The sequence below is a fragment of the Desulfovibrio sp. 3_1_syn3 genome (assembly GCF_000145315.2).
Classification (GTDB): Bacteria; Desulfobacterota; Desulfovibrionia; order Desulfovibrionales; family Desulfovibrionaceae; genus Desulfovibrio; species Desulfovibrio fairfieldensis.
Genome location: NZ_ADDR02000002.1, coordinates 239,584 through 261,351, shown reverse-complemented (window position 1 = coordinate 261,351; position 21,768 = coordinate 239,584). Strand labels below are relative to the sequence as shown.

Sequence of the window (21,768 nt, the reverse complement as noted above, 5' to 3'; positions counted from 1 at the left end):
TTACGGCTGCATGCGGCCTTGGAACACACGGTGTTTCAAGGCCGATCTGTTTTTATTCCCCCGCCTTTTCCCCTCAATCCCCGCGCCGGTTCGCTTTTCCGTAACGGCGGATTCCCCGCAGGCCCCGGACCAGGGGCGATTCCCGGTGAAACAGAAAGAGCGGCAGCACGGCCCCGATAACCAGGGCGCACATGATGAAGAAGGTGGTCAGGCTGTTGTAGACGATGCTTACCAGCAGTTCCTGGCGCAGGGGCATGTCCGCTGTGCCCAGAAACTGCATGGTGGCCAGGATGGCCTTATAGGCGAACATGCCCGGAATCATGGGCAGGAGCGCGGGAAAGGCGAACATCTCCGCCGGAATGTGCCAGCGCCGGGTACACGGCATGCTGCACAGCGAGATCAGCAGGGCCGCGCAGAGTGAGGCGCTGGCGATGCCCACACCTTCCCGCATCAGCGCGAAACGGCCCATATGCCCCACGGCGGCCAGTGCTCCGGCCACAAGCACGACCTTCTTGGGCGGGTTGGAAATGACGGCGAACCCCATGGCCGCCACGGCCGCGAAAAAACCGTCCGCCAGCATTGTCAGCAAAGGGGTCACAGCGAACTCACCCCCAGCAGGGCCATGGTCAGGGCCAGCCCCAGAGCGATGCAGGCAATCAGAATACTGGCCTGCACGGCCCGGGCAAAGCCCATCAGCGCATGCCCGTCCATGATGTCCAGCATGGCGTTGATCAGGGGAATGCCCGGGATCAAAAACAGCACGCTGGCCGCCAGAGCGGTCTGCGGCGTCGTGCCCCAATGGAACAGCACGCCCGGCGCGGCCAGCAGGGAGGCGGCGAAGGCGCAGAGAAAGAAGACGATCTTGCCGTCCACGCGCCAGCGCACCAGAAGCTGGCGCAGATAAAAACCCGCCAGGGTGGCGATGAAGACCAGGCCCATGGCCGTGGCGTCGCCTTCAAACAAACGGCAGAAGGCGGCATTGGCGCAGGCCACCAGAATGCGCACCAAAGCCGGATGATAGCGCGGCCCGCTCAGGATGGCGTCGAGACTTTGCCGCGCTTCCTCCAAACTCAGACGCTCGTCCACAATGCGCCAGCCCAGAGCGTTGAGGCCCGCCACCTTCTGGAAGTCCGGCGCACCGGCCTTGATGGAGCCCACCGAGGTACGGCGGTCCCGCCCGTCCGCCGAGGTGACGGAGAGCATCAGATGCTTGGGAAAGACCGCCAGATCCACCGCAAAACCAAAGGCCCCGGCAATGCGCACGGCATTACGGTCCACGCGCGCGGTCTGCGCGCCCAGGGCCAGCAGGGCCGCGCAGAAGACGCGCAGAAAGTCGTTGACCTCCCATGCGCTGGGGGTCTGCGCGACCGGGCCGAGGCTGCCGGAACTTTTGTGCGGGGCACGGGAAAGCGCGGCCGTGGCCGCGCTTTGTTGTGAAGAATCGGACATATCGTGTCTATACTAGAGCCTGTTAACACTATTTTAGAGCTATAACAATCAACGCAAAGACGACAAAGGCCAGGAACATGACATCGAGCTTATCGAAGCGAGTAAAAACACGGCGGAAGCCTTTGAGCCTCCTGAAAAGCCGTTCTACCTCATTACGTCTTTTGTATAGCTCTTTGTCATACTCCCACGGTTTCAGTCGGTTGGGATTGGGCGGCACCACCGGAGTGAAGCCCAACTCACGTCCCAAGCGAGTCGTTTCATTACCCTCATATGCGCCATCCATAAGCAAGCTGCACGGCGCTGGCATCGGCCCCAACTGGACAAGCAGCCTGCGCCCCTCGGGGGCATCGCCGGCGTTGCCGGGAGTGAGGCTGAAATTCAACGCGCATTCAGCATTCGCGGCAACCATATGAAGCTTGGTCGTCCAGCCGCCTCTGGACTTTCCGATGGACTGCGGACCTGTTTTTTTAAGGCCCCTGTTCCATCGGGATGAACCTTAACAATAGTACTGTCGAGAGAAACTGCTTCTATTTTAAGGCGGAGTATCTGCTCTTGTTGAAGGCGTTCAAATATACGGTCAAGAACTCCGTTCTTGCTCCAGCGGTTCATGCGCGTGTAGATGCTGTGCCAACAGCCAAAATTTTTCGGCAGTCCACGCCATTTACACCCATGCTCCGCAACGTACAGAATCGCATTCAACACCTGGAGATTGTCAAAACGGACATTACCTCTTTGGCGCGGGAAGCAGTCAGCGATTCTCTCATATTGTTCGCGAGTAATTTGCATAAGACATTCTTACGGAATACTCGCTCTTTGTCAAATAGTGTTAACAGGCCCTAAAGCAGATTCATTTTGACGGCGGGCAAAGGCCGCCTGCTCACATTTCGTGACAAGGATTTGCAGCTAACAGAGCCGTTGACGCATTTCATGCGTGAATTGCTCTAAACACCTAGGCCGGGCTCTCGTTATCCAGAAACACCCAGTGCAGAATCCGCTTGTGCACACGCAGGCGGTATTCGGCCTGACGCACCAGCCAGGAAGCCGGACCGGAAAGAATCTTCTGGTCCACGGGAATGGCTTCCACGGGCGAAGCGCTGAGCAGCAGGCGCGCGTCGGGATTAGCCTTGCTCATCAGCGCGGCGTCGAGCCGCCAGGAGCCTACATCCTCGGCGCTCATGCCGCCCCGGCAACCGGCAAAGACAAAATTGGCGCCCTTCACGGCTTCCTCCGGCGTTTCCACAAATGTCACCGGGGTTTGCAGCTTGTCCACCACGGCCTTGAGCGGGGCCGGGTCCAAATGCGGGGGCAGGGCCACGCGCAAGGCAAAGGGGAAAAAGGCCGTGGCCGCGATGAGGGAATGGAGCGTGCCGTTGGCGCACCCCAGCCAGGAGGCCGTGACGCCCTGCAGATAGCGGGAAGCGCGCAGCATGCAGGCGATGTCGGCCAGGGCATGGGCCGGATGCGCGTCCGGGCTGCCCGCATTGATGACCGGAAAATTCACATTGGCGGTCCGCATGTCCCAGGTGTTCACCGGCAGGCCGTAGGTGTACAGGCAATCCAGATAATAGCCGAAAATCGGCATCAAATGTTCCTGATAGTCATTGAGCTCCATGCGCCAAGTGCCCTGCTCACCCTCATACACTGTAAAGCCGCCCATCTGGCGTACGGCCGCCGTCACGCAGAGGCGCTCGGACAGGGATTGCTGGGCAAAAATCAGCACGGCCACCCGCTCGGTCATGAAGTCGGTGCGCGCCTTGGCATCCGGAGTGCCTATGGCCTGCTGCACCAGCAACCAGCAGGCGTTCTCTCCCAGATCCTTTATGGTCAGTACATGTCTTGGCATTATTTCCTCCCGTGAGGGGCCGGCACGGGCAATATGCCACGGCCGCATACAATTTGAGTGTAGCAAAGGCAGCCCGGCCCTGTCCAGAAGCCGAACAGCAGGAAACAGCACGATTCAGGCAGGTTGGGGAGTGGAGATCGTCTGGCGTCGTATGGAAAAGCGCGGTGTTGGCGCGGGAACGGAACTCTTTTGGTCCACGAGCCGTGACAACTACGCCCGGACGCGGCATGTTGCCCAACCGATCCGCCATCGTCAGGGCAGACGCATCTAATTCCAGGCTTTGCAGGCCTTTTATTTGCCGTGATGATCCGTCAAAACCAGCCTTTTGTGTGCTGGCTGCGTCATCTGGCGCTTTTTGCTGCTCATGTACTTGAGTACATTCCGCGCAAAAAGCGCCATTTTCCTTGCCGGCACGCAAAAATCTTATTTTTTAGGATTCTCCCGGCACCAGCCATCCGCCTGCGCTTCGCTCCGGCGGAGTAAAGGTAGCTTCGCCTCTTTTTGTTCGTTCCCCGATCTATCGGGGAATAAAGGCTTTTTAGATGCGTCTGCCCTGCCGCCATCGTACGCGACACTTGGGATTATGGCGTTTTTCGGCTATACTGGCAGACAAACTCGCTGTCGGCGGATCCACCCGAAGGCGGCGCAAAGCCGCGAGGCAACGTTTGTTCAGTAGAATGGAGCGGATATGAAGGCTTTTATTTTTGATCTGGACGGTACCCTGCTGAACACGCTTGAAGACATCGGCCAGGCCTGCAACGCAGTTCTGGCCGCCCACGGCTATCCCACGCATCCCCTGGCGGCCTACCGCCGGATGGTGGGCAACGGCTTCGGCCGTCTGGTACGCAGCGCCCTGCCCCCGGCGGCGCTGCAAGCACTGACGCCCGAAGCGCTCACCACCCTGGTGGACGAGGCTCGCGCCTGGTACGGACGACATATGCACGAGCGCACCTATCCCTATGACGGCATGCCCGAAGCCCTGACGGAACTGGCCCGGCACGGCCTGACCCTGGCCGTGCTGTCCAACAAGCCCGACGACTTCACCCGGACTCTGATCAGCCGCTATTTCCCACAAATTCCCTTTGCCGAGGTACGCGGCGGGCGATCCGGCACGCCGCTCAAGCCCGATCCCGCCGGACCCCGGGCCATCTTGGCCGCGCTGGGCCTGGAGGCCGGGCAGTGCTTTTACGTGGGCGACAGCGACGTGGACATGCTCACGGCGCGCAATGCGGGTATGGTTTCCGTAGGCGTGGCCTGGGGCTTTCGCGGCCTTGAAGAAGTGCGCGCCGCAGGCGCGCGACATCTGGTGGACACACCGGCGCAATTGCCGGAACTAGTACTCATGTCGTAACTCGCCATAGGCGATTTACGAGGATCACTGAGCCGGAAAACATGCTTTCCGGCTCTTCCGGCGGTTTTGCCGCCGCGCCGGGCTCTCGCCTGACGAAGGAAGACTATGAAACGACCCATTATTGAGATTGATGAGGAAAAATGCAACGGTTGCGGCCAGTGCGTGCTGGACTGCGCCGAAGGCGCGCTGGCCGTCATTGACGGCAAGGCCCGTCTGGTCAGTGAAGTATTCTGTGACGGTTTGGGAGCCTGCCTGAACTGTCCGCAGGGCGCGCTGACCCTGACCACGCGCGAAGCCCCGGACTTTGACGAGGCGGCGGCCCTGGCGGCCAAGGCTCAGAGGGAGACCCCAAACAGCCCGGACCGGCCCGCGCCGATGATGCCTCCGGCGGGCGGCTGTCCCGGCAGCGCGGCGCGGGTGTTGCGGCCCCTGAACGGGAACGCCGCCGTTCCGGCCGCCCCTGAAGCTCTGCGCGTGGAGCTGCCCACCTGGCCCATCCAGTTGCGGCTGGTGCCGCCGCAGGCCCCCTTTCTGGACGGAGCGCATCTGCTGCTGGCCGCCCATTGCGCGGGCTTCGCCCTGCCCAACCTGCACAAGGACTGGCTGGCGGGCCGCGTGCCGCTCATCGCCTGTCCCAAACTGGAAGACAATACGGTCCTGCTGGAAAAACTGACGGCCATCCTGCGCACCGGGCGCATTGCCGGGCTCACGGTGCTGCGCATGAGCGTGCCCTGCTGCGGCGGGCTGGAGCGCCTGGCCGGACAGGCCCTGGAGGCGGCGGCTTGTGATCTGCCCCTGGAAATCCATGTGGCGCGGCTGAGCTGAACAAAACAAAACCCGGCTTTGGCCTGATGTGTGGCCAAAGCCGGGAATCAACGGCGCTGACGGCGCCTCGCACGGGGCTGCGGCGCGGGTAAAATTTTTTGTTACGCCTTGACAAAACCTAGCAAACAACTATGTTTTAAGCACGGCTTGATGCAACGACATCGTATATCTGAGGATAAGCACGCTTTGCCTTTGCGCAAGGTCTTGTAAAGGATTGTGGACATGCCCATCAAGATTCCCGCTGATCTCCCGGCCCGCGCCGCCTTGGAAGATGAAAACATCTTCGTCATGACCGAGGACCGCGCCCGCCGGCAGGACATCCGGCCTCTGGAGATCGTCATCGTCAACCTGATGCCCACCAAAATCGCCACGGAAACGCAGCTGCTGCGCCTGCTGGGCAATTCGCCCATCCAGGTCAACATCACCTTGCTGCGCACGGCGGCGCACGAATCCAAGAATACGCCCCTGCGCCATCTGGAGCGTTTTTACAAGACCTTCGCGGAGATCCGCCACCGCAGTTTTGACGGCATGATCGTCACCGGCGCGCCCGTGGAACATCTGCCTTTCGAGGATGTGGACTACTGGCAGGAACTGCTGGAAATCATGGGCTACGCCCAGGGACACGTCTACTCCACGCTTTATCTCTGCTGGGCGGCCCAGGCGGCTCTGTACCATTTCTACGGCCTGCCCAAGTACATTCTTCCGGCCAAGGTCTCGGGCATTTTCTGTCATGAGGTTCTGCATCCGGAATGCCGCCTGTTTCGCGGCTTTGACGACGAATTTCTGGCTCCGCACTCACGGCATACCGAAGTGCGCGCGGAGGACGTGCTCAAGGTGCCCAATCTGCGCGTCCTGGCCGAGTCCGGCGAGGCCGGGTTGGCCCTGGCTGAGAGCCTGGACCACAGCCAGGTCTTCATGACCGGCCATCTGGAATACGATCGGGGCACCCTGGACGCCGAATACCGGCGGGATCTGGGCAAGGGCCTGGACCCCGTGGTGCCCAGGCACTACTATCCCGGCGACAATCCCTCGGCCATGCCGTTGATGACCTGGCGGGCGCACGCCCACCTGTTTTTCAGCAACTGGCTCAATTATTATGTATATCAGGAAACCCCGTTCAGCCTCACGGCCATTTCCAGAAGCCGTGAGACACGGGCGGAATAACCGGCCGGAGCCTCTGTCCGACCAGCGAGGTGCGCATGCGTTTTTCCACCAGAACCCGTTACGGTTTACGTTTTTTGCTGCGGCTGGCGGCCCAGCCCAAGGACAGTCTGCTGCAGCTGGGTCAAGTGGCCCGCGAGGAGAACATCTCCTCGGGCTATCTGGAGCAGATTGTCCGGGCCCTGAAGCCTCTGGGCATCCTGCGGGCCGTGCGCGGTTCGGGCGGAGGCTACGCCCTGGCTAAAGATCCATCTGAAATCAATATGGAAGATGTCTTTCTGCACCTGGAGGGCGAGATCGCGCCGGTGCGCTGCCTGACCAAGGGGCGGTGCTGCCAGCGTGAACAGCAATGTTCCACACGTGGCTTCTGGAAAGAACTGGACGGCCACATCCGTGGATTCTTGCAGCAGCACACTCTCCGGGAAATCATAGAATCTGAGAAGCATTCCGCTTCAGGAGGCAATTATGTGGAATTATAGCGAAGCCGTGCATGATCATTTCCTGCACCCGCACAACGCGGGCCCCCTGGCCGACGCCAACGCCGTGGGCGAGGTGGGCAGCCTGGCCTGCGGCGACGCGCTCAAGCTCTATCTGAAAATCAATGACCAAGGCGTCATCGAGGACGCCGGTTTTGAAACTTTCGGCTGCGCCAGCGCCATCGCCTCCAGCTCCGTGCTCACGGACATGATCAAGGGCATGACGGTGGACGAGGCGCTCAAGCTGACCAACAAGGACATCGCCAATGCCCTGGGCGGCCTGCCCAAGCAGAAGATGCACTGTTCGGTCATGGGCCAGGAAGCCCTTGAGGCGGCCATCCGCCAGTGGAAGGGCGAGCCGCCCGTGCCCCACGCCCATGAAGAGGGTAAGCTGGTCTGCAAGTGCTTCGGCGTCACGGACGCCCAGATCATCCGAGCCATCCGCGAGAACAATCTGAAGACCGTGGAGGAAATCACCAACTACACCAAGGCCGGTGGCGCCTGTGGTGAATGCCTGGACGAGATCGCCGAAATTCTCGCCACCGAGCTCAAGCAGAAGCCTCTGGCCGAACTCAAGCCCAAGCCGCGCATGACCAACGTGCAGCGCATGCAGCAGGTGCTCAAGACCATTGACGAGGAAATCCGGCCCCAGCTCGCGGCCGACGGCGGCGACATCGAGCTGGTGGACGTGGACGGCAAGCGGGTGACCGTTTCCCTGCGCGGACGCTGCTCGCACTGCCGTTCCAGCGAGGTGACCATCCGCAATCTGGTGGAGCGTCTGCTGCGCGAGCATGTGGAACCCGACATCGTGGTGGAGGAGGCTTAAGCCATGAAGACCATCTATCTCGATAACAACGCCACCACGGCCGTGGCCCCGGAAGTGCTCGCGGCCATGCTGCCCTATCTGGGCGAACTCTACGGCAACCCTTCCAGCATGCACAGCTTCGGCGGCCAGGTGGGCGAAGCCGTGGACACGGCCCGCGAACGCATCGCCGCCCTGCTGGGGGCCGGTCCGGATGAAATCATTTTCACCTCCTGCGGCTCGGAGAGCGACAATACGGCCATCTGGTCCGCCCTCCAGACCCAGCCGGAAAAGCGCCACCTGATCACAACACGGGTGGAGCATCCGGCGGTGCTCAATGTGGTTCAGTACTGGGAGCGCCAGGGCTATCACGTGACCCTGCTCGGCGTGGACGGCAAGGGCCGCCTGGACCTGGACGAATACGCCGCCGCCCTGTCCGACGACACGGCCTTGGTGTCCATCATGTTCGCCAACAACGAGGTGGGCGACATCTACCCCATCCAGGCCATGGCCGAAATGGCCAAGGAACGGGGCATACTCTTCCACACCGACGCGGTACAGGCCGTGGGCAAAACCCCCATCGACCTCAGGCATCTGCCGGTGGACATGCTCTCCCTGTCCGGGCACAAAATCCACGCGCCCAAGGGCATCGGCGTGCTCTACGTGCGCAAGGGCGTGCGCTTCAGACCGTTTCTGCGCGGCGGCCATCAGGAACGGGGCCGCCGGGCGGGCACGGAAAACGTGCCCTACATTGTGGGCCTGGGCATGGCAGCCCAACTCTCCAGCGACCATATGCAGGAAGAGCGCGTCAATGTGGCCCGGCTGCGGGACAAGCTGGAAAACGGCCTGCTGGAGCGCATCCCCGACTGCATGGTCAACGGCGATGTGGAAAACCGCCTGCCCAACACCAGCAATATCGCCTTCAAAAATGTGGAAGGCGAGGCTATCCTGCTGATGCTCGACCGTCTGGGCATCTGCGCCAGCTCCGGTTCGGCCTGCACCTCGGGCAGCCTGGAGCCGTCGCATGTGCTCAGAGCCATGGGCGTGCCCTTCAACTACGCCCACGGTTCGGTGCGTCTCTCCCTCTCCCGCTACACCACGGAAGAGGATGTGGATTACGTGATTGAAAACTTCCCCGGCGTCATTGAAACCTTGCGGGCGATTTCCCCCTTCAAGAACTGATCCGGAATGCGGCAAAACGCCGGAGGGCATGCCCTCCGGCGTTTTCATATGCCTCCCGCCGGACAGACGGTGAAAACGCCCGGCGGCGGGCCATGGCTTACAAAAAAGTGTGCATTACATAAAAACGGCGTACCCGCTTGCCTCCCGAACCACTATGATTTAGTTTTGCTCAGCCCTTCAGGGTATTCTTCCGGTGAGGGCAACAGCGTGAGGCTTTATGCGGACGATCCGTCTTTTTGATTTGCTCAGAGGCTTTTCCACCGCGCTGGACATGGTGACGCCGGCTCTGGCCGGACATCACGCGCGCGTGGCCTATCTGAGCCTGCGCATGGCGGAGAAACTGGGCTACAGCCGACGCAGGCGCAGCCAGCTGCTGACCGCGGCCATCCTCCACGATATCGGCACCGTGCCCTTGAAAACGGAAACCAGGGATCTGGTTTTTGAAATCAACGAGGGCCCCCACTCCCGTGCGGGCTGGGCCTTCTGCAAAACAGCGGGACTGCCGGAGGCCATCCATACCCTGGTCCTCCACCACCATACCCCTTGGAGCACGGCCCGCGCATGCGGTGGGGACGCCCGTCTGGGCAATCTCATCCATCTGGCCGACAGGCTGGACATTGCCCTGCGTGCGCAGAAAAATACGGATTTCACCGCCGTGGCCGAGCATCTTTCCCGCCAGAGCGGCAAGTTCGCCCCACGCTACCTGGAGGCCCTGCGCGCTTTGGCCGAAGACCGGGAGTTCGTAGAACAGGCCGGCCATGCGGAAGCCATGCTCCAACATTTGGGCGAAATCACCCCCACAGAATGCCTGGGGCCACGGAAATTGCTGAAGGTCTGCGGGCTGTTTTCCCTGATCACCGACTCCAAAAGTCCGTTCACGGCCACCCATTCCAGCGGCGTGGCCTATACGGCCCGTGCCTTGCTACAGCGCAGCGGCCTGGCAAGCGCAGAGGAATATACCACCATTTTTGTGGCCGGTCTGCTGCACGATATCGGCAAACTGGCCGTGCCCACGGAGATCCTGGAAAAACCCGCTGCCCTCACCCCCGAGGAATTCGCCGTCATTCAGCGTCATGCCGGAGTCGGCCTGGATCTGCTGGGCAGCGTGCCCGGTTTTGCCTGCATCCGGACCTGGGGCGGCCTGCACCACGAGCGGCCCGATGGTTCGGGCTATCCTCTGGGCCTCAGCGGACGTCAACTCCCCCTGCCCGCGCGGATCATGGCCGTGGCCGACGTGTTCACCGCCCTGACTGAGGACAGGCCCTACCGCCAAGGCATGCAGATCGACGATACCCTGACGATCATGCGGGACATGGCCGGTCGGAGTGCCCTGGACGCCGACGTGGTGCGTCTGCTGGCCGACGACGTGGCCCGGATCAATCGGGCCCGCCTTGACGGGCAGCGTAAGGCCGCTGAAAATTTTCAGCAACTGCGCGCCCTGTGCCGCAAGCCGGACAAAACCGGCCCCGAGGGCGAAGCGCCCGTCCACGACGGCGAGCCTTACGGCCACAGAGCATTTTGATACTGTCAAAATATTCCGCGCACGCTTGCTTGACCGTCAAGGAACAATTTCAAGCGCGACAGGCTCCAGGAGCTGTTATGCGCAAGGCAGGATATAACGATGCGTACCACTCTCTTTCTGCTGCTGGCCTGTGGGCTGCTGGCGGGTGCGGCCACGGTTCTGGCCCCCGCCGCGCCCCTGGACTGGATATTGCCGGTTCTGGCCCTGCTGCTGGGCGGCTGCGGCCTGATTCTGCTCTACCGGGCGGTATTCGCCCCGGCAAAGGCGCTGGAACGGGATCTGCGCGGCCTGAAGGAAACCGCCGCCCTGCCCTGCGACGCGGCCTACGGCCTGCTGCGCCCAGTGGCGGACGCGGCGGCCGAACATGCGGAGCTGTTACGGCGCGAACTGGCCCAGGCCCGGTGGGACGCCGAGGAGGCGACCCAGTCGTTGGAGGAGTGGCGCGAAAAATACAAACTGATACAGGCCGGTCAGCAGCTGATCCGCGAGAACTTGGCGGCAAGCGCCACGCGCATCCACATACTTTCCGATGAATTATCCCGCTTGCTGCCTTCCCTGGCCGAATCCGGTCCCGGCGCGGCCCCGGCCGGTGAGGAAGCGCTCTCGTGCCGCGCGCGCGGCGCGGATGCGCTCATCACGCAATTTCTGAAAAAATTCAACAGTGATCTGGATTTTCTCAATGCCTGTCTGGCGCAGGTGGAAAAATTCACCGACATGGCGCAGACAGAACAACCAGCCGTGTTCCGACCCAGCGGCGACGCCATTGTGACCTGGTCCGACAGTCTGTCCACGGGCGTACCGGCCGTTGACGGGCAGCACAAACTTTTGCTTTCCTACATCAACAAGCTGCACCGGGCCATCCGGGACGGCAGGGATGAAAAGACACTGCTGGAAGTGCTGGACGCTCTGGCGGGCTATGCCTTCACCCACTTCAATACAGAGGAAATCTTCTTCAGCCACTCCGACTACCCGGATGTGGAGAAGCATATCCGCGTGCACGACCAGTTCAAGGCCAAAGTGGTGGAATTCCGCGACGCGGTTTCAGACGGCAAGGCCAATGTGGATACGGAAGTGCTGGACTTTCTGAAAAACTGGCTCATTGAGCACATTCAGGGCATGGATGTCGCCTTTGCCCCCTATCTTGCCAAAGCGTCGGGCGACGGTCGGGAATGATTCCGGCCGGACCGAATTTACGCTGAAACACATTTGTTCAGGCGCCGCCATTCTTCACAGCGGCGCCTGAACTTTTTTTATACGCTCATTTTTCGTCATGGCCATTCGCGACAAGGACTGCCGCACGGCGGAAAAGATCGGAATCAGCCCGGCTCAGGCCGCGTTCTTTGCATGCTTTCCTGCAGCGTGCGCCAGCTGACGCCGCTGCTCCCTGTCCAGCAGACGCTGGTTGGAACTGCCCCGGAAGGGCAGATCCAGATCCCGCAGAGCTTCCAGATACGGCCCGTCAATAAGCAGATCGGTCAGCTCCAGCAGGCGGGCTATTTCCGGAGCGTCTCCGCGTTCCGCCCGCGCCAGCAAAGATTCATAGGTATAGCCGGTGTACGTGACCACATCCCCGCCCCGCGCGCGGACCCTCTCGGCCACGGCGCAGAGCGCCGCAGCCTGGAGAAAGGGTTCGCCGCCGGAAAAGGTCACTCCGGCCAGCAACGGATTTTCGTCATACACAGCGAGGAGTTCGTCCACGTCGCGGATGAAACCGCCCTCCAAGCTGTGCGTTTCCGGATTGTGGCAGCCCTTGCAGCCGTGCGGACAGCCCTGGGTAAAGAGCACAAAGCGCAGGCCCGGGCCGTCCACAATGGATTCTTCGACAATGCCGGACAGACGCAGAGACGGGCGCGCTTCACTGTCCGACTGCAACCCCGCCCGCGCGCGGGCCGCAGCGGGCGACGCGGACGCGGTCCGCTCAGGCATGGCGAACCCGGTCATGCTCCTCGGCTCGCTTGGCATTGTTGAAGCGGTCCAGGGTGCCCACCAGATAACCGGTGATCCGGCGGATGCGCTCAAAGCCCATGCCCTGGCCCACCATCTTCTGTTTCGTTTTCGTTTCCTCAAACAAGCGCGATTCCATCAGCATTGCCGCAATCTCCTTTCTGGTTCTGAAAGTTGTAAAAAATTTCCCACCGGTTCGGGAACCGGGGTTCAATAACGCGGATCAACTTTGAGAAGTTACATTCTCAGAGTATCTGAGACGCCCGCTTCGGCGCTTAACGGCGCAAGTGAATCGCGCCCTCGCCTTCGCAGCCGCCAGAGCAATTTCAAGTTGAAATTGCTCCACTATGATATTCCACCTCGACCGTTCATTCCCACTTGGGCATCTGGGGGTATTTTCTGCGGAGTTCCCGCAGCGCCTCCAGACTGATCCCCTCGCCCTCGCGGCGGCCGCAACGCGGGCAGACGTCGTTGATGACGCCCGTGTAGCCGCAGACCGGGTCGCGGTCCAGGGGATGGTTGATGGAGCCGTAGCCCACGCCCTGATCATGCATGTAGCGGATGATGCGCTCAAAGGCCTCGAGATTTTTGCAGGTATCCCCGTCCAGCTCCACATAGGTGATGTGCCCGGCGTTGGTCATGGCGTGGTAGGGAGCTTCCAGCTGGATCTTCCTGAAGGCCTTGATGGGATAGTAAACCGGTACATGGAAGGAATTAGTGTAATAATCGCGGTCCGTGACGCCGGGAATACTGCCGTAGCGCTCCCGGTCCAGGGACACGAAACGCCCGCTTAAGCTTTCCGCCGGGGTGGCGATGAGCGTGAAGTTCAGGCCGGTCTTTTCCGCTTCCTCGTCGGCGCGACGGCGCATATGCCCGATGATTTCCAGGCCCAGCTTCTGGGCCTCCTCGCTTTCGCCGTGATGCGCGCCCACCAGGGCCTTGAGGGCCTCGGCCAGACCGATGAAGCCGATGGTCAAGGTGCCGTGCTTGAGCACTTCCCCTATGCCGTCGTCCCAGTCCAGCTTGCCGGAATCCAGCCAGATGCCGTTGCCCATGAGGAAGGGATAGTTGCGCACCTTTTTGGCGCTCTGGATCTTGAGCCGGTGCAGCAACTGCCGGAAGACCAGGTCGATCTTCTCATCCAGCAGGGCGTAAAACTTTTCCGGATCATTACGGGCTTCCAGGCCCAGGCGCGGCAGGTTCACGGAGGTGAAGCTCAGATTGCCGCGTCCGCAGGTCACCTGGCGTTCCGGATCATACACATTGCCCAGCACACGCGTGCGGCAGCCCATATAGGCCACTTCGCTGTCGTAATAACCGTCCCTGTAGTACTGGAGGTTGAAGGGGGCGTCAAGAAAGCTGAAATTGGGGAAAAGGCGTTTGGCCGAGGTTTCCATGGCCAGTTTGAACAAATCGTAGTTGGGGTCCTCAGGATTGTAGTTGACCCCTTCCTTGACCTTGAAAATCTGCACCGGGAAAATGGAAGTCTCGCCGTTGCCCAGACCGGCCTGGGTGGCCAGGAGCAGGTTTTTCATGACCATCCGGCCCTCGGCGGAGACGTCCGTGCCGTAGTTGATGGAGCTGAACGGCACCTGGGCCCCGGCCCGGGAATTCATGGTATTCAGGTTATGGATCAGGGCCTCCATGGCCTGGTACACGCGCCGGTCCGTATTGGCCAAAGCTTCGTCCACGGCATAGGCGTGGGCGCGTTCCGTCAGTTCTTTCCACTGTTCGGGAGCCGCTTCGGTCAGCGCGCGGCCCAGAGCATCGGCTCCGGCCATGCTCGGGCGCACGCCCACGGCATCCAGCAGTTTCCCGGCCAGTTCCTCCGCAGCGGCCGCGTCCAGGCCCCCGGCAATGCGCAGGCAGGCGCAGAAGGCCTTGCGGTATTCCTTGGCATAGGTCTTGATCACGCCCTCGGCCATGGCATAGTCAAAGTGCGGCACGCTCTGGCCGCCGTGCATTTCATTCTGGTTGGCCTGAATGGCTATGCAGGCCAGGGCCGAATAGCTTTCAATGGAATTGGGCTCACGCAGATAGCCGTGCCCGGTGGAGAAACCATTTTTGAACAGCGGGATCAGATTGATCTGGCAGCAGGTTTCGGTGAGCATGTAGAAATCTTTGTCATGAATATGGATATCGCCGTTAAGGTGCGCGGCCGAGGCGTCCTTGGGCAGGATATAATTGTCGATGAAGAATTTGGAGCCCTCGGAACCGTACTTGAGCATGGTGCCCATGGCCGTGTCGCCGTCAATATTGGCGTTCTCCCGCTTGATGTCCTCCCGGATGGCCGGGGAGTACGTCAGCTTTTTGTAGATATCCATCAGGTAGGATTCCGCGTTGCGGATCTTGGCGTGCTCCGCGCGGTAGAGAATATAGGCCTTGGCGGTTTTGGCGTAATCGTACTGGATCAGCGTTTCTTCCACCACGTCCTGAATTTCTTCCACATGGCGGAGGCTGCGCTCATCCAGCTTTCTGCAGACTTTTTCGGTGACGAAAAGCAGGTCCGTGGGCGACATGTCCTCGCCGCCCACAGCCTGATTGGCTTTGGTGATGGCGTTGAGAATCTTGACCGAATCAAAGGGCACGGACGCACCGTCCCGTTTCATAATACTGGCGGGCATGAAAAACTCCAGGCATGGAGGGGCTGTATGGAATAAAAAACCTCCGCCCGCAACACAGGCGGAGGAGGAAGCGCATTTATCCTCACTGCAAGACCTGACGGCAAAAGCCCCGTTGCCGGCGGTCCGTCCTCAAAGACGATGAATGAAAGCAGGTCTTCCGGCTTGCCGGCTCGCTTTTCGGCCTTCCCGGAGCGAATCCAGTGGCGCGCAAGGAAAAGCGGCATCAGTTCGGCGCACGGCGGCGGGTCCGCTCCCGATTTGAACGGGATTCCCTATTAAGCCCCGAAGGGCGCTTCCGTATCTCTAGAGATAGTCAAAACAGCCCCTTTCTGTCAATCAGAGGCGCGAAAAAAGGCTTCCTTGCTTCGTAGCAACATATTGAATTTAAAAGATAAATTTTAAGGGTACGGCCCTACGGCGACGACCGTCAGCGCTCCGGCCACAGTGCCGGGCCGCCATGCCCTCCAAAAGGTAGCGCCGGATGGTTTCATCGCCGACGATGCCGGGCAGGAGCATCTTGCCGCCCCCGCCGGTTCACCGCGCCGGGGCGGCCTGGCTTTCGGCTCCTCTCCCTGACGGGCCGCCGAGCCGCGCCGTGATCCAGAGGTCCAGACCGGGCACGCCCTCCTCGCCCACTGGCTGCCAGTCCAGCACGGCATCCCGCCGCGCTGCGGACAGATAGCGCACAAAACGCAAATGCAGATTCAGAGCGCTGTCCTTTTTATTCCGACCGACAAGCACGCTGTGGGCAGCCAGAAAAAACTTGCGGGACTCTCCTTCCGGGCCGTTGCAGTCCAGATAGAGCAGGCAGAGCGTATTCTGATCAATATCAATGTCGTTGAGCAGATCGTAATCGACCAGCCGCACGAACGCACCACCGGCGGAGACGTCGATCAGGCGTATTTTCCGTTCCAGATCCTGGCTGTAACGGCTCATATAGATCTGCACCTGGCCGCGCTGCTCCGGCAACATGGGCGCGAACCAGAAGCGGAATTTTTTGAGCATGCCCGGCCCCAGGCGCAGCCGTTCGTGCCGACGCAACTCCCGCCATAAGGAACGGAAAGGCGTCTTGAGCGTGATCTCGGTCAGGGCGTTTCCGGCGTCGCGCCGCACGTCCTGCACGCGGCAGTTGCAATAAAAACCGTGCCGCGCGACGGCAGCCTTACCGCTCTCTTCCTGCCCGTCCCTGGCCTCTTCCGGCTTCACCTCGATATCCGGCTTGAAATAGATGCGGCACTCCCCGCCCTTCAGTTCAGCGGGAATCAGGGGCTCCGCCGTGGACAGGACCGTGATGTCGCGGGCGGTAAAGGTTACGGTGCAGAGCAGAGGTCCCGCTTCGCGCGGACGGCCGTCAAAGGTGAGTTGGACCGGAAGGGCCCGGTCACGGGCGTATTCCAGGGCGGTTGCGATATTCGGACGCCAGAGGCAGAGGGGCATTACGCGGATCTCCTGTCATCACCAAGGATGCATGCCATGTCCTTTGGCACAGAGCAAGTTGGGGAATTGCCATTCTCAAAGCCGGCGCTGACCTCAGCCGGCTGTTGTCGTTATTCGCAGCAATGCTGTCCTCGTCTGTCGCGTTGCGGCTACAGCCAGGCTTCGCCATGAACGGTTCAGGCAAGCCCCGGCGGCAATAGCTGACGCCCGGTGGGACTGAGTTTCAGCCCTTTGCCTCAGGCGCGGGCGGCCACGCGAGTGAGCACCGGAGCAGGGGATCTTTCAACGTTAACCTGCCCTATTTCCCAAGGATTTTTCATGGATAGCTCACGCGGACGCGTTCTGTAAAGTCGCAACAGCGCCCCGTCCCGGTCGAACTTGACCGCGACGGGGCGCTGTTCAGACAAAACCTGCGAACGCCGGGGATATTCTAAGCAGATTAACTTTGAGAATTGACATTCTCAAAGTTTTTAAGCCGCTCGCTCTGCTCTCGATGTCCGTACGGCGGCATAGCCGCCAACGGCTGACGCTCGTGGCGAGCGCCTGCTTACGCAGCCGCCAGAGCAATTTCAAGGTGAAATGGCTCTAGGTTGGAAGTTTCATTCCCTGCCCAAGAAAGCGAATTCCGGCGCAGGACGCATGGTAAAGCATATTCGAACTTCGCATGGAACGGGCCTCGCGCAGGAGAGAATGAAAGCACGTTGGGAGCGGCTCCTACGGCAGCAGGGTTACCTCATAGGCATTGGCCGGTTCCAGATACTTGCGGGCCACGGCCTGCAAATCAGCCGGGGCCAGCGTGGCGGCCTTGTCCAGCAACTGCTTCTGGAAATCCTGGGGATAGTGCAGCACGGCATCCGTGGCCGCCTCACCGGCGCGGTCCGCCAGGCTCTGCCTCTCGCGCAGGTATTCGCCCAGCAGGCGGTTGCTTCCGGCGGCCAACAGGGCCTTGGGCAGCGGCTTGGCCTTGATTTCGGCAATGATCCCGGCAAAGCCCCGCCGGGCCTGCTCCAGCTTGTCCGGCGTGGTGCCGATGTAAAAGGCCATGAAGCCCGTCTCCGGCATGCTGCGGTTGAAGGCGGTTACGGTATAGCCCAGGCCCTGCTCGTCGCGCAGGCTGGCAAACAGCAGGCCGCTCTGGCCCGAAAGCACGGATTGCAGCAGCATCAGGGCAGGCGCGTCCGGATGGGTGGGCGGCACGGTTTTGAAGATCTGCAGGAGATGGGCCTGATTACGGCCCGGCAGATTCAGGCTGAGCGCTCTGTCCTTGCCCCAGTCGGGCGCGGCCACGGCCAAGCCTTCCCCTTCCGGCGCGGGCAGGCCCTGGGCGAAGGCCAGCACGGCCTCGCGGTCAAAGCTGCCTGCCACGGAAAGCACCCACGGCTGGCCGGACTGACGGGCCCAGAAAGCCTGCACGTCTTTGCGGTCAAAGCCGTCCAGGCTCCGGGGCGTGCCCAGGCCGTCAAAGCCATAGGGCTGTCCGCCGGGATAGAGGAAGGGATTCAGCTTGGAGAACATATAGGCCAGAGGATTGTCCGAGCGCTGGCGGATGGCGGATTTCATGTTATCCACCTCACGGCGCAGTTCCTTGGTTTCGAAACGCGGCTTGGCAAGCACATCGCCCAGCGCGCTGAAATACTCCGCGTTGAAGCGCGAGGGCCCGGTCAGGGAGATGCCGAAGGTCTGCAGGCCCGCCTTGGCGGCAATGGAGGCCGCGCGTTCCGCGAAATAGCGCTCCACGCCCTGGGCATCCAGATTGCCGCTGCCGTCGGTGAGCAGGCGGGCGGTCAGATCCGCCAAGCCCTGCTGTTCGGGCTTGAGCAGTGCGTTGCCGCCGGGCAGCATCAGGTCCAGGGAAATATAGGGCACCGTGGCGTCGGGGATCATGATCAGGGTGCGGCCCTGGCCCAGTTGAACCACCTCGCGCTTTCCGGCGGCCACAGCTGCCGCCGCCACGCTTTGCGCATGCGCAGCGGCGGGCCAGTTCTTCCGCAGCACGGCTTCCAGATCGGGCAGGGCCGCGCCTTCCGGTGCCAGCACACGCACTCGCGCCCGTTCCGGCACGAGCCACTGGCTGACGGCATTCTGCAACTGATTTTCATCCACATTGCGCTGGGCGAAACGCATGTTGCGCTCCCCCTGCTCCCCGCCCAGATCAAACTGGATGGTTCCCTTCCAGGATGCCAGACCGTTGAGGGTTTCCCCGGCCCGGTCCATGCTGTCCTCCAGATTGAACTTGGCCCGGCGCACGGCGTCGGCGCTGAAGTCCTTGGCCGTCAACCCGGCCAGATCCCTGGTCAGCTCCTGCCAGAAAGGTTCCAGCTTGTCGGCGTCCAGCTGGGCGGTGATGGTCAACAGGCCCGCGCGGGCCAGACTCATATTGTCCACGCTGATGCCGTCCACCAGTTGTTTTTCATACTTGTACTTGCGGTAGAAGGTCGAGGTGCCGTCGCCGCCGAGCAGATAGCTCAGCACGTCCAGATCCACGGCGCGCAGGTCGCGCAGACCGGGCGCGGGAAGGGAAATGCCCAGATAAACCTTGTTCCAGGGTCCCCGGCTCACTTCCACGCGCGGACCACCCGCCGCGCCGGACAGGTCCAGCGGCTGGGGCACGGGCAGGTCGCCGCCGTTCTTCAGGCCGCCGAAAATCTTCTGGGCATAGGCCAGCACCGCGTCGGGCTCAATGTCGCCCGCCACCAGCAGCATCATGTTCTGCGGCTGGTACCAGCGCTTGACATAGTCGCGCAGATCTTGGGCGGTAATGGCCTTGATGGTGTCCACATAGCCGATAATCGGACGGCCGTAAGGCGTATTTTTGAGCCCGGCCACCTGAAGGTTTTCATAGAGCTTGCGCATGGGCGAATCCTCGCCGCGCTGGAGCTCGGAAATGACCACGTTTTTCTCGGCTTCCAGTTCCTTGGGATCGAGCTGGGCCTGGAAGGCCATATCCTTGACCACGTCCATGCCGGTGCGCCAGTGCGCGGCGGGCATGTCGGTCAGATACCAGGTTTTGTCAAAGCTGGTGGCCGCGTTGAGATAACCGCCCAAGGCCTCCACCTCACGGGCCACCTGGCCTTTGGGCCGGTGCTCCGTGCCCTTGAAGACCATATGCTCAAGCACATGGCTGATGCCCGCATGGCGCGGCTCTTCATTGGCCGAGCCCGTGCGCACATACAAGCGGGTGCAGACCAGGGGGAAACGCGTGTCCTTGAGAATATAGACGGTGAGCCCGTTGGGCAGCCGGGTCAGCACCTCGTTCGCCGAAACGGAAGAGGCAGCGGCTGCGCGCCCGGCGGCAAAGGCCTGACCGATGGAAAGCAGGACGGCGGCCGCGCAGAACAGCGCCGCTGTCAGAAAGGAGATACTATGTCGCATGAAAACTCCTGAAAACTGGTTTCAAGTCTTCCGGCTGTCTCCGCATGATGCGGATTTTTTCCGGAGGGTCGCTCATTACAGCATGTTGCGTTTGAAATATGTAATATTTCAAATTCTACGCAGCCCGCGTACCGTGGAAGCGGCAACCGTTGGCAAGTCTCCGAGCCTTACGGATGCCGACAGCAACGCTAAAAAAATAGTTTATCGCTGCTGTCGATACCCGTATTTGGGGCCAACGGCACGGCTGCGCCGCCTCCGGGCGCTTTCTTGCGCCTGGGCGCGGGCGTCTGCTCCGGCTGTAAAAACAAAACCGGATGGAAGGCATGACGCATTCCATCCGGGAATAGTAGTTTTTGCCGCCGCTCAAGGCAAGCGGGGAAAAAACAGCGGATTCCGGCAAAGGGCCGGGACACCCGAGGTTTTCCGGCTCAGCCCTGCAAGGCAGGCACAAGTTCGCGCAGCACTTCCTCGGCCCGCTCGTTGGGCACCTGGCAGGTTCCGGCGGCCAGATGCCCGCCCCCGCCGTGGGCCAGCATGACCTGACCGATATTGACCGTGCTGGACCGGTCCAGAATGGATTTGCCCACGGCAAAGACCGTGTTCTGCTTTTTCAGGCCCCAGAGCACATGCATGGAAATGTTGCACTGCGGGAAAAGCGCGTAAATCATGAAACGGTTGGTGCACCAGATGACATCCTCATCGCGCAGATCCAGCACCACCAGTTTGCCGTGCACCGAGGAACAGCGTTTGATCTGCTCCGCGGCCTTGGGCTGCTGCTCAAAATAGAGCTCCGTCCGTTCCTTCACGTCCGGCAATTGCAGGATATCCTCAATGAGATTGGTGCGGCAATGCTCGATAAGCTCCATCATCAGGTCGTAGTTGCTGATCCGGAATTGGCGGAAGCGCCCCAGGCCGGTGCGCGGGTCCATGATATAGTTGAGCAGGGTCCAGCCCTCCGGCGCAAGGATGTCCTCCCTGGAATACCGGGCGGAGTCGGCCTGGTCCACGGCGCGCATCATTTCCTGCGGGATGCCCACAAAGCGCTCCCGCCCGCCGAAATATTCGTAGACGACCCTGGCCGCCGAGGGAGCTTCGGGATCGATGACGTAATTCTCGGGCCGCGCGCCGCCCAGGCGCAGGGTTTCCGAGAGGTGGTGGTCGAAGACCAGATGAGCCTTGGAATTGTACGGCAGATTGGTGGTGATGTCGTTTTCGGTGATCTCCACCTTGCCGTCCTGCATATCCTTGGGATGAACGAATTTGATGCTGTCCAGTATGTCCATTTCTTTTAACAGAACGGCGCAGACAAGGCCATCGAAATCGCTGCGGGTCACAAGCCGGTATTTTTTCTCAGCCATGCCGATCAGCTCCTGTGATGTATGAAGATATGACCATGATGCGGGATGGGCGGCATATTTTCAAGAGGCCGTCCAAGAGCCGCCTCAGGCATTTTGTTTGCTTTGCCTGATCACATCCGCGAACGTTTCAAGCGTGTAGGATGCGTTGAGATCCACATCCTCTTTGACCAGCTTCACAAAACAATTGGGAATTTCCCGAAGACGCAAATTCTTTTCAATACAGGGAGAACAGCCCTTATCATGCCTGGAAGGATGCAGAGGGCAGGCTTTGTTCGCGCAGGTGCAGAAATCTTTCATGGATATTCTCCGTATCCGCCGCTCCCGGCATAAAGGAGCTTTAGCCGTAGGCGAACCTTGTGAGCCGTAACACGGCTTCGCCGTGAACGGCTCAAGCAAGCCACCGGCGCGGTAACGGCTAGTGC

Annotated in this window: 19 protein-coding genes and 1 riboswitch; of the genes, 8 read left to right on the top strand and 11 right to left on the bottom strand. The window is 61.0% G+C overall.

Annotated elements, in window-relative coordinates:
- Positions 1-73: 73 nt before the first annotated feature.
- From HMPREF0326_RS12415 to HMPREF0326_RS12400, 4 genes are all read right to left on the bottom strand, one after another.
- Positions 74-598, bottom strand: coding sequence for a threonine/serine exporter family protein (locus HMPREF0326_RS12415; protein WP_008684911.1), 525 nt, complete (start codon positions 596-598; stop codon positions 74-76).
- A complete protein-coding gene (locus tag HMPREF0326_RS12410; protein WP_008684912.1) occupies positions 595-1,449 on the bottom strand; it encodes a threonine/serine exporter family protein in 855 nt (284 codons plus the stop codon). The genes HMPREF0326_RS12415 and HMPREF0326_RS12410 overlap by 4 nt, the downstream gene beginning before the upstream one ends.
- A gap of 28 nt (positions 1,450-1,477) precedes the next feature.
- Positions 1,478-2,235 (bottom strand): IS5 family transposase gene (locus tag HMPREF0326_RS16905; RefSeq protein WP_147568320.1). Its coding sequence is split into 2 segments (ribosomal slippage): positions 1,478-1,911 and positions 1,911-2,235, totalling 759 coding nucleotides; the frame shifts between segments, so codons are not numbered across the junction.
- Positions 2,236-2,398: 163 nt separating this feature from the next.
- The gene (locus tag HMPREF0326_RS12400; RefSeq protein WP_008686473.1) at positions 2,399-3,292 is read right to left on the bottom strand and encodes an aspartate/ornithine carbamoyltransferase; all 894 of its coding nucleotides are present in this window, start codon (positions 3,290-3,292) and stop codon (positions 2,399-2,401) included.
- 688 nt (positions 3,293-3,980) lie between these two features.
- Between HMPREF0326_RS12400 and HMPREF0326_RS12395 the strand changes: the two genes are divergently transcribed.
- From HMPREF0326_RS12395 to HMPREF0326_RS12360, 8 genes are all read left to right on the top strand, one after another.
- A complete protein-coding gene (locus HMPREF0326_RS12395) occupies positions 3,981-4,643 on the top strand; it encodes an HAD family hydrolase (RefSeq protein WP_008684914.1) in 663 nt (220 codons plus the stop codon).
- Between the two features lie 105 nt (positions 4,644-4,748).
- The gene (locus HMPREF0326_RS12390) at positions 4,749-5,468 is read left to right on the top strand and encodes an ATP-binding protein (protein WP_008684915.1); all 720 of its coding nucleotides are present in this window, start codon (positions 4,749-4,751) and stop codon (positions 5,466-5,468) included.
- A 222-nt stretch (positions 5,469-5,690) separates the two neighbouring features.
- A complete protein-coding gene (gene metA / locus HMPREF0326_RS12385; protein WP_009302355.1) occupies positions 5,691-6,632 on the top strand; it encodes a homoserine O-acetyltransferase MetA in 942 nt (313 codons plus the stop codon).
- A gap of 35 nt (positions 6,633-6,667) precedes the next feature.
- Positions 6,668-7,108, top strand: coding sequence for an RrF2 family transcriptional regulator (locus HMPREF0326_RS12380; protein WP_009302354.1), 441 nt, complete (start codon positions 6,668-6,670; stop codon positions 7,106-7,108).
- Entirely contained in the window at positions 7,095-7,931 is an 837-nt protein-coding gene (gene nifU, locus HMPREF0326_RS12375) for a Fe-S cluster assembly protein NifU (protein ID WP_008684918.1), read from the top strand. The genes HMPREF0326_RS12380 and nifU overlap by 14 nt, the downstream gene beginning before the upstream one ends.
- A 3-nt stretch (positions 7,932-7,934) precedes the next feature.
- On the top strand, positions 7,935-9,089 hold the full coding sequence (gene nifS / locus HMPREF0326_RS12370; protein ID WP_008684919.1) for a cysteine desulfurase NifS: 1,155 nt from the start codon (positions 7,935-7,937) through the stop codon (positions 9,087-9,089).
- A gap of 217 nt (positions 9,090-9,306) precedes the next feature.
- Positions 9,307-10,611: an HD domain-containing phosphohydrolase gene (locus HMPREF0326_RS12365; RefSeq protein WP_008684920.1), complete on the top strand. Its 1,305-nt coding sequence runs from the start codon at positions 9,307-9,309 to the stop codon at positions 10,609-10,611.
- A gap of 99 nt (positions 10,612-10,710) precedes the next feature.
- Positions 10,711-11,784, top strand: a complete 1,074-nt coding sequence (locus HMPREF0326_RS12360) for a bacteriohemerythrin (protein WP_008684921.1) — start codon at positions 10,711-10,713, stop codon at positions 11,782-11,784.
- Positions 11,785-11,937: 153 nt separating this feature from the next.
- Here the strand turns inward: HMPREF0326_RS12360 and nrdG are convergent, their stop codons facing one another.
- The 7 genes from nrdG to HMPREF0326_RS12325 all read right to left on the bottom strand — a co-directional run bounded on the left by nrdG (position 11,938) and on the right by HMPREF0326_RS12325 (position 21,643).
- Positions 11,938-12,552, bottom strand: a complete 615-nt coding sequence (gene nrdG, locus HMPREF0326_RS12355) for an anaerobic ribonucleoside-triphosphate reductase activating protein (protein ID WP_009302351.1) — start codon at positions 12,550-12,552, stop codon at positions 11,938-11,940.
- Positions 12,530-12,700: an anaerobic ribonucleoside-triphosphate reductase gene (gene nrdD / locus HMPREF0326_RS16900; RefSeq protein ID WP_008684923.1), complete on the bottom strand. Its 171-nt coding sequence runs from the start codon at positions 12,698-12,700 to the stop codon at positions 12,530-12,532. The genes nrdG and nrdD overlap by 23 nt, the downstream gene beginning before the upstream one ends.
- A 223-nt stretch (positions 12,701-12,923) precedes the next feature.
- Complete coding sequence (locus HMPREF0326_RS12345; protein ID WP_009302350.1) at positions 12,924-15,179, bottom strand: anaerobic ribonucleoside triphosphate reductase; 2,256 nt, start codon at positions 15,177-15,179, stop codon at positions 12,924-12,926.
- A 130-nt stretch (positions 15,180-15,309) separates the two neighbouring features.
- Positions 15,310-15,491: riboswitch (cobalamin riboswitch) on the bottom strand.
- 222 nt (positions 15,492-15,713) lie between these two features.
- The gene (locus HMPREF0326_RS12340) at positions 15,714-16,616 is read right to left on the bottom strand and encodes a hypothetical protein (protein ID WP_008684925.1); all 903 of its coding nucleotides are present in this window, start codon (positions 16,614-16,616) and stop codon (positions 15,714-15,716) included.
- Between the two features lie 714 nt (positions 16,617-17,330).
- The gene (locus HMPREF0326_RS12335; RefSeq protein WP_020990582.1) at positions 17,331-19,988 is read right to left on the bottom strand and encodes a M16 family metallopeptidase; all 2,658 of its coding nucleotides are present in this window, start codon (positions 19,986-19,988) and stop codon (positions 17,331-17,333) included.
- 428 nt (positions 19,989-20,416) lie between these two features.
- The gene (locus tag HMPREF0326_RS12330; RefSeq protein WP_020990581.1) at positions 20,417-21,346 is read right to left on the bottom strand and encodes a hypothetical protein; all 930 of its coding nucleotides are present in this window, start codon (positions 21,344-21,346) and stop codon (positions 20,417-20,419) included.
- Between the two features lie 84 nt (positions 21,347-21,430).
- Positions 21,431-21,643, bottom strand: coding sequence for a DUF6485 family protein (locus HMPREF0326_RS12325; protein WP_008684929.1), 213 nt, complete (start codon positions 21,641-21,643; stop codon positions 21,431-21,433).
- Positions 21,644-21,768 lie beyond the last annotated feature (125 nt).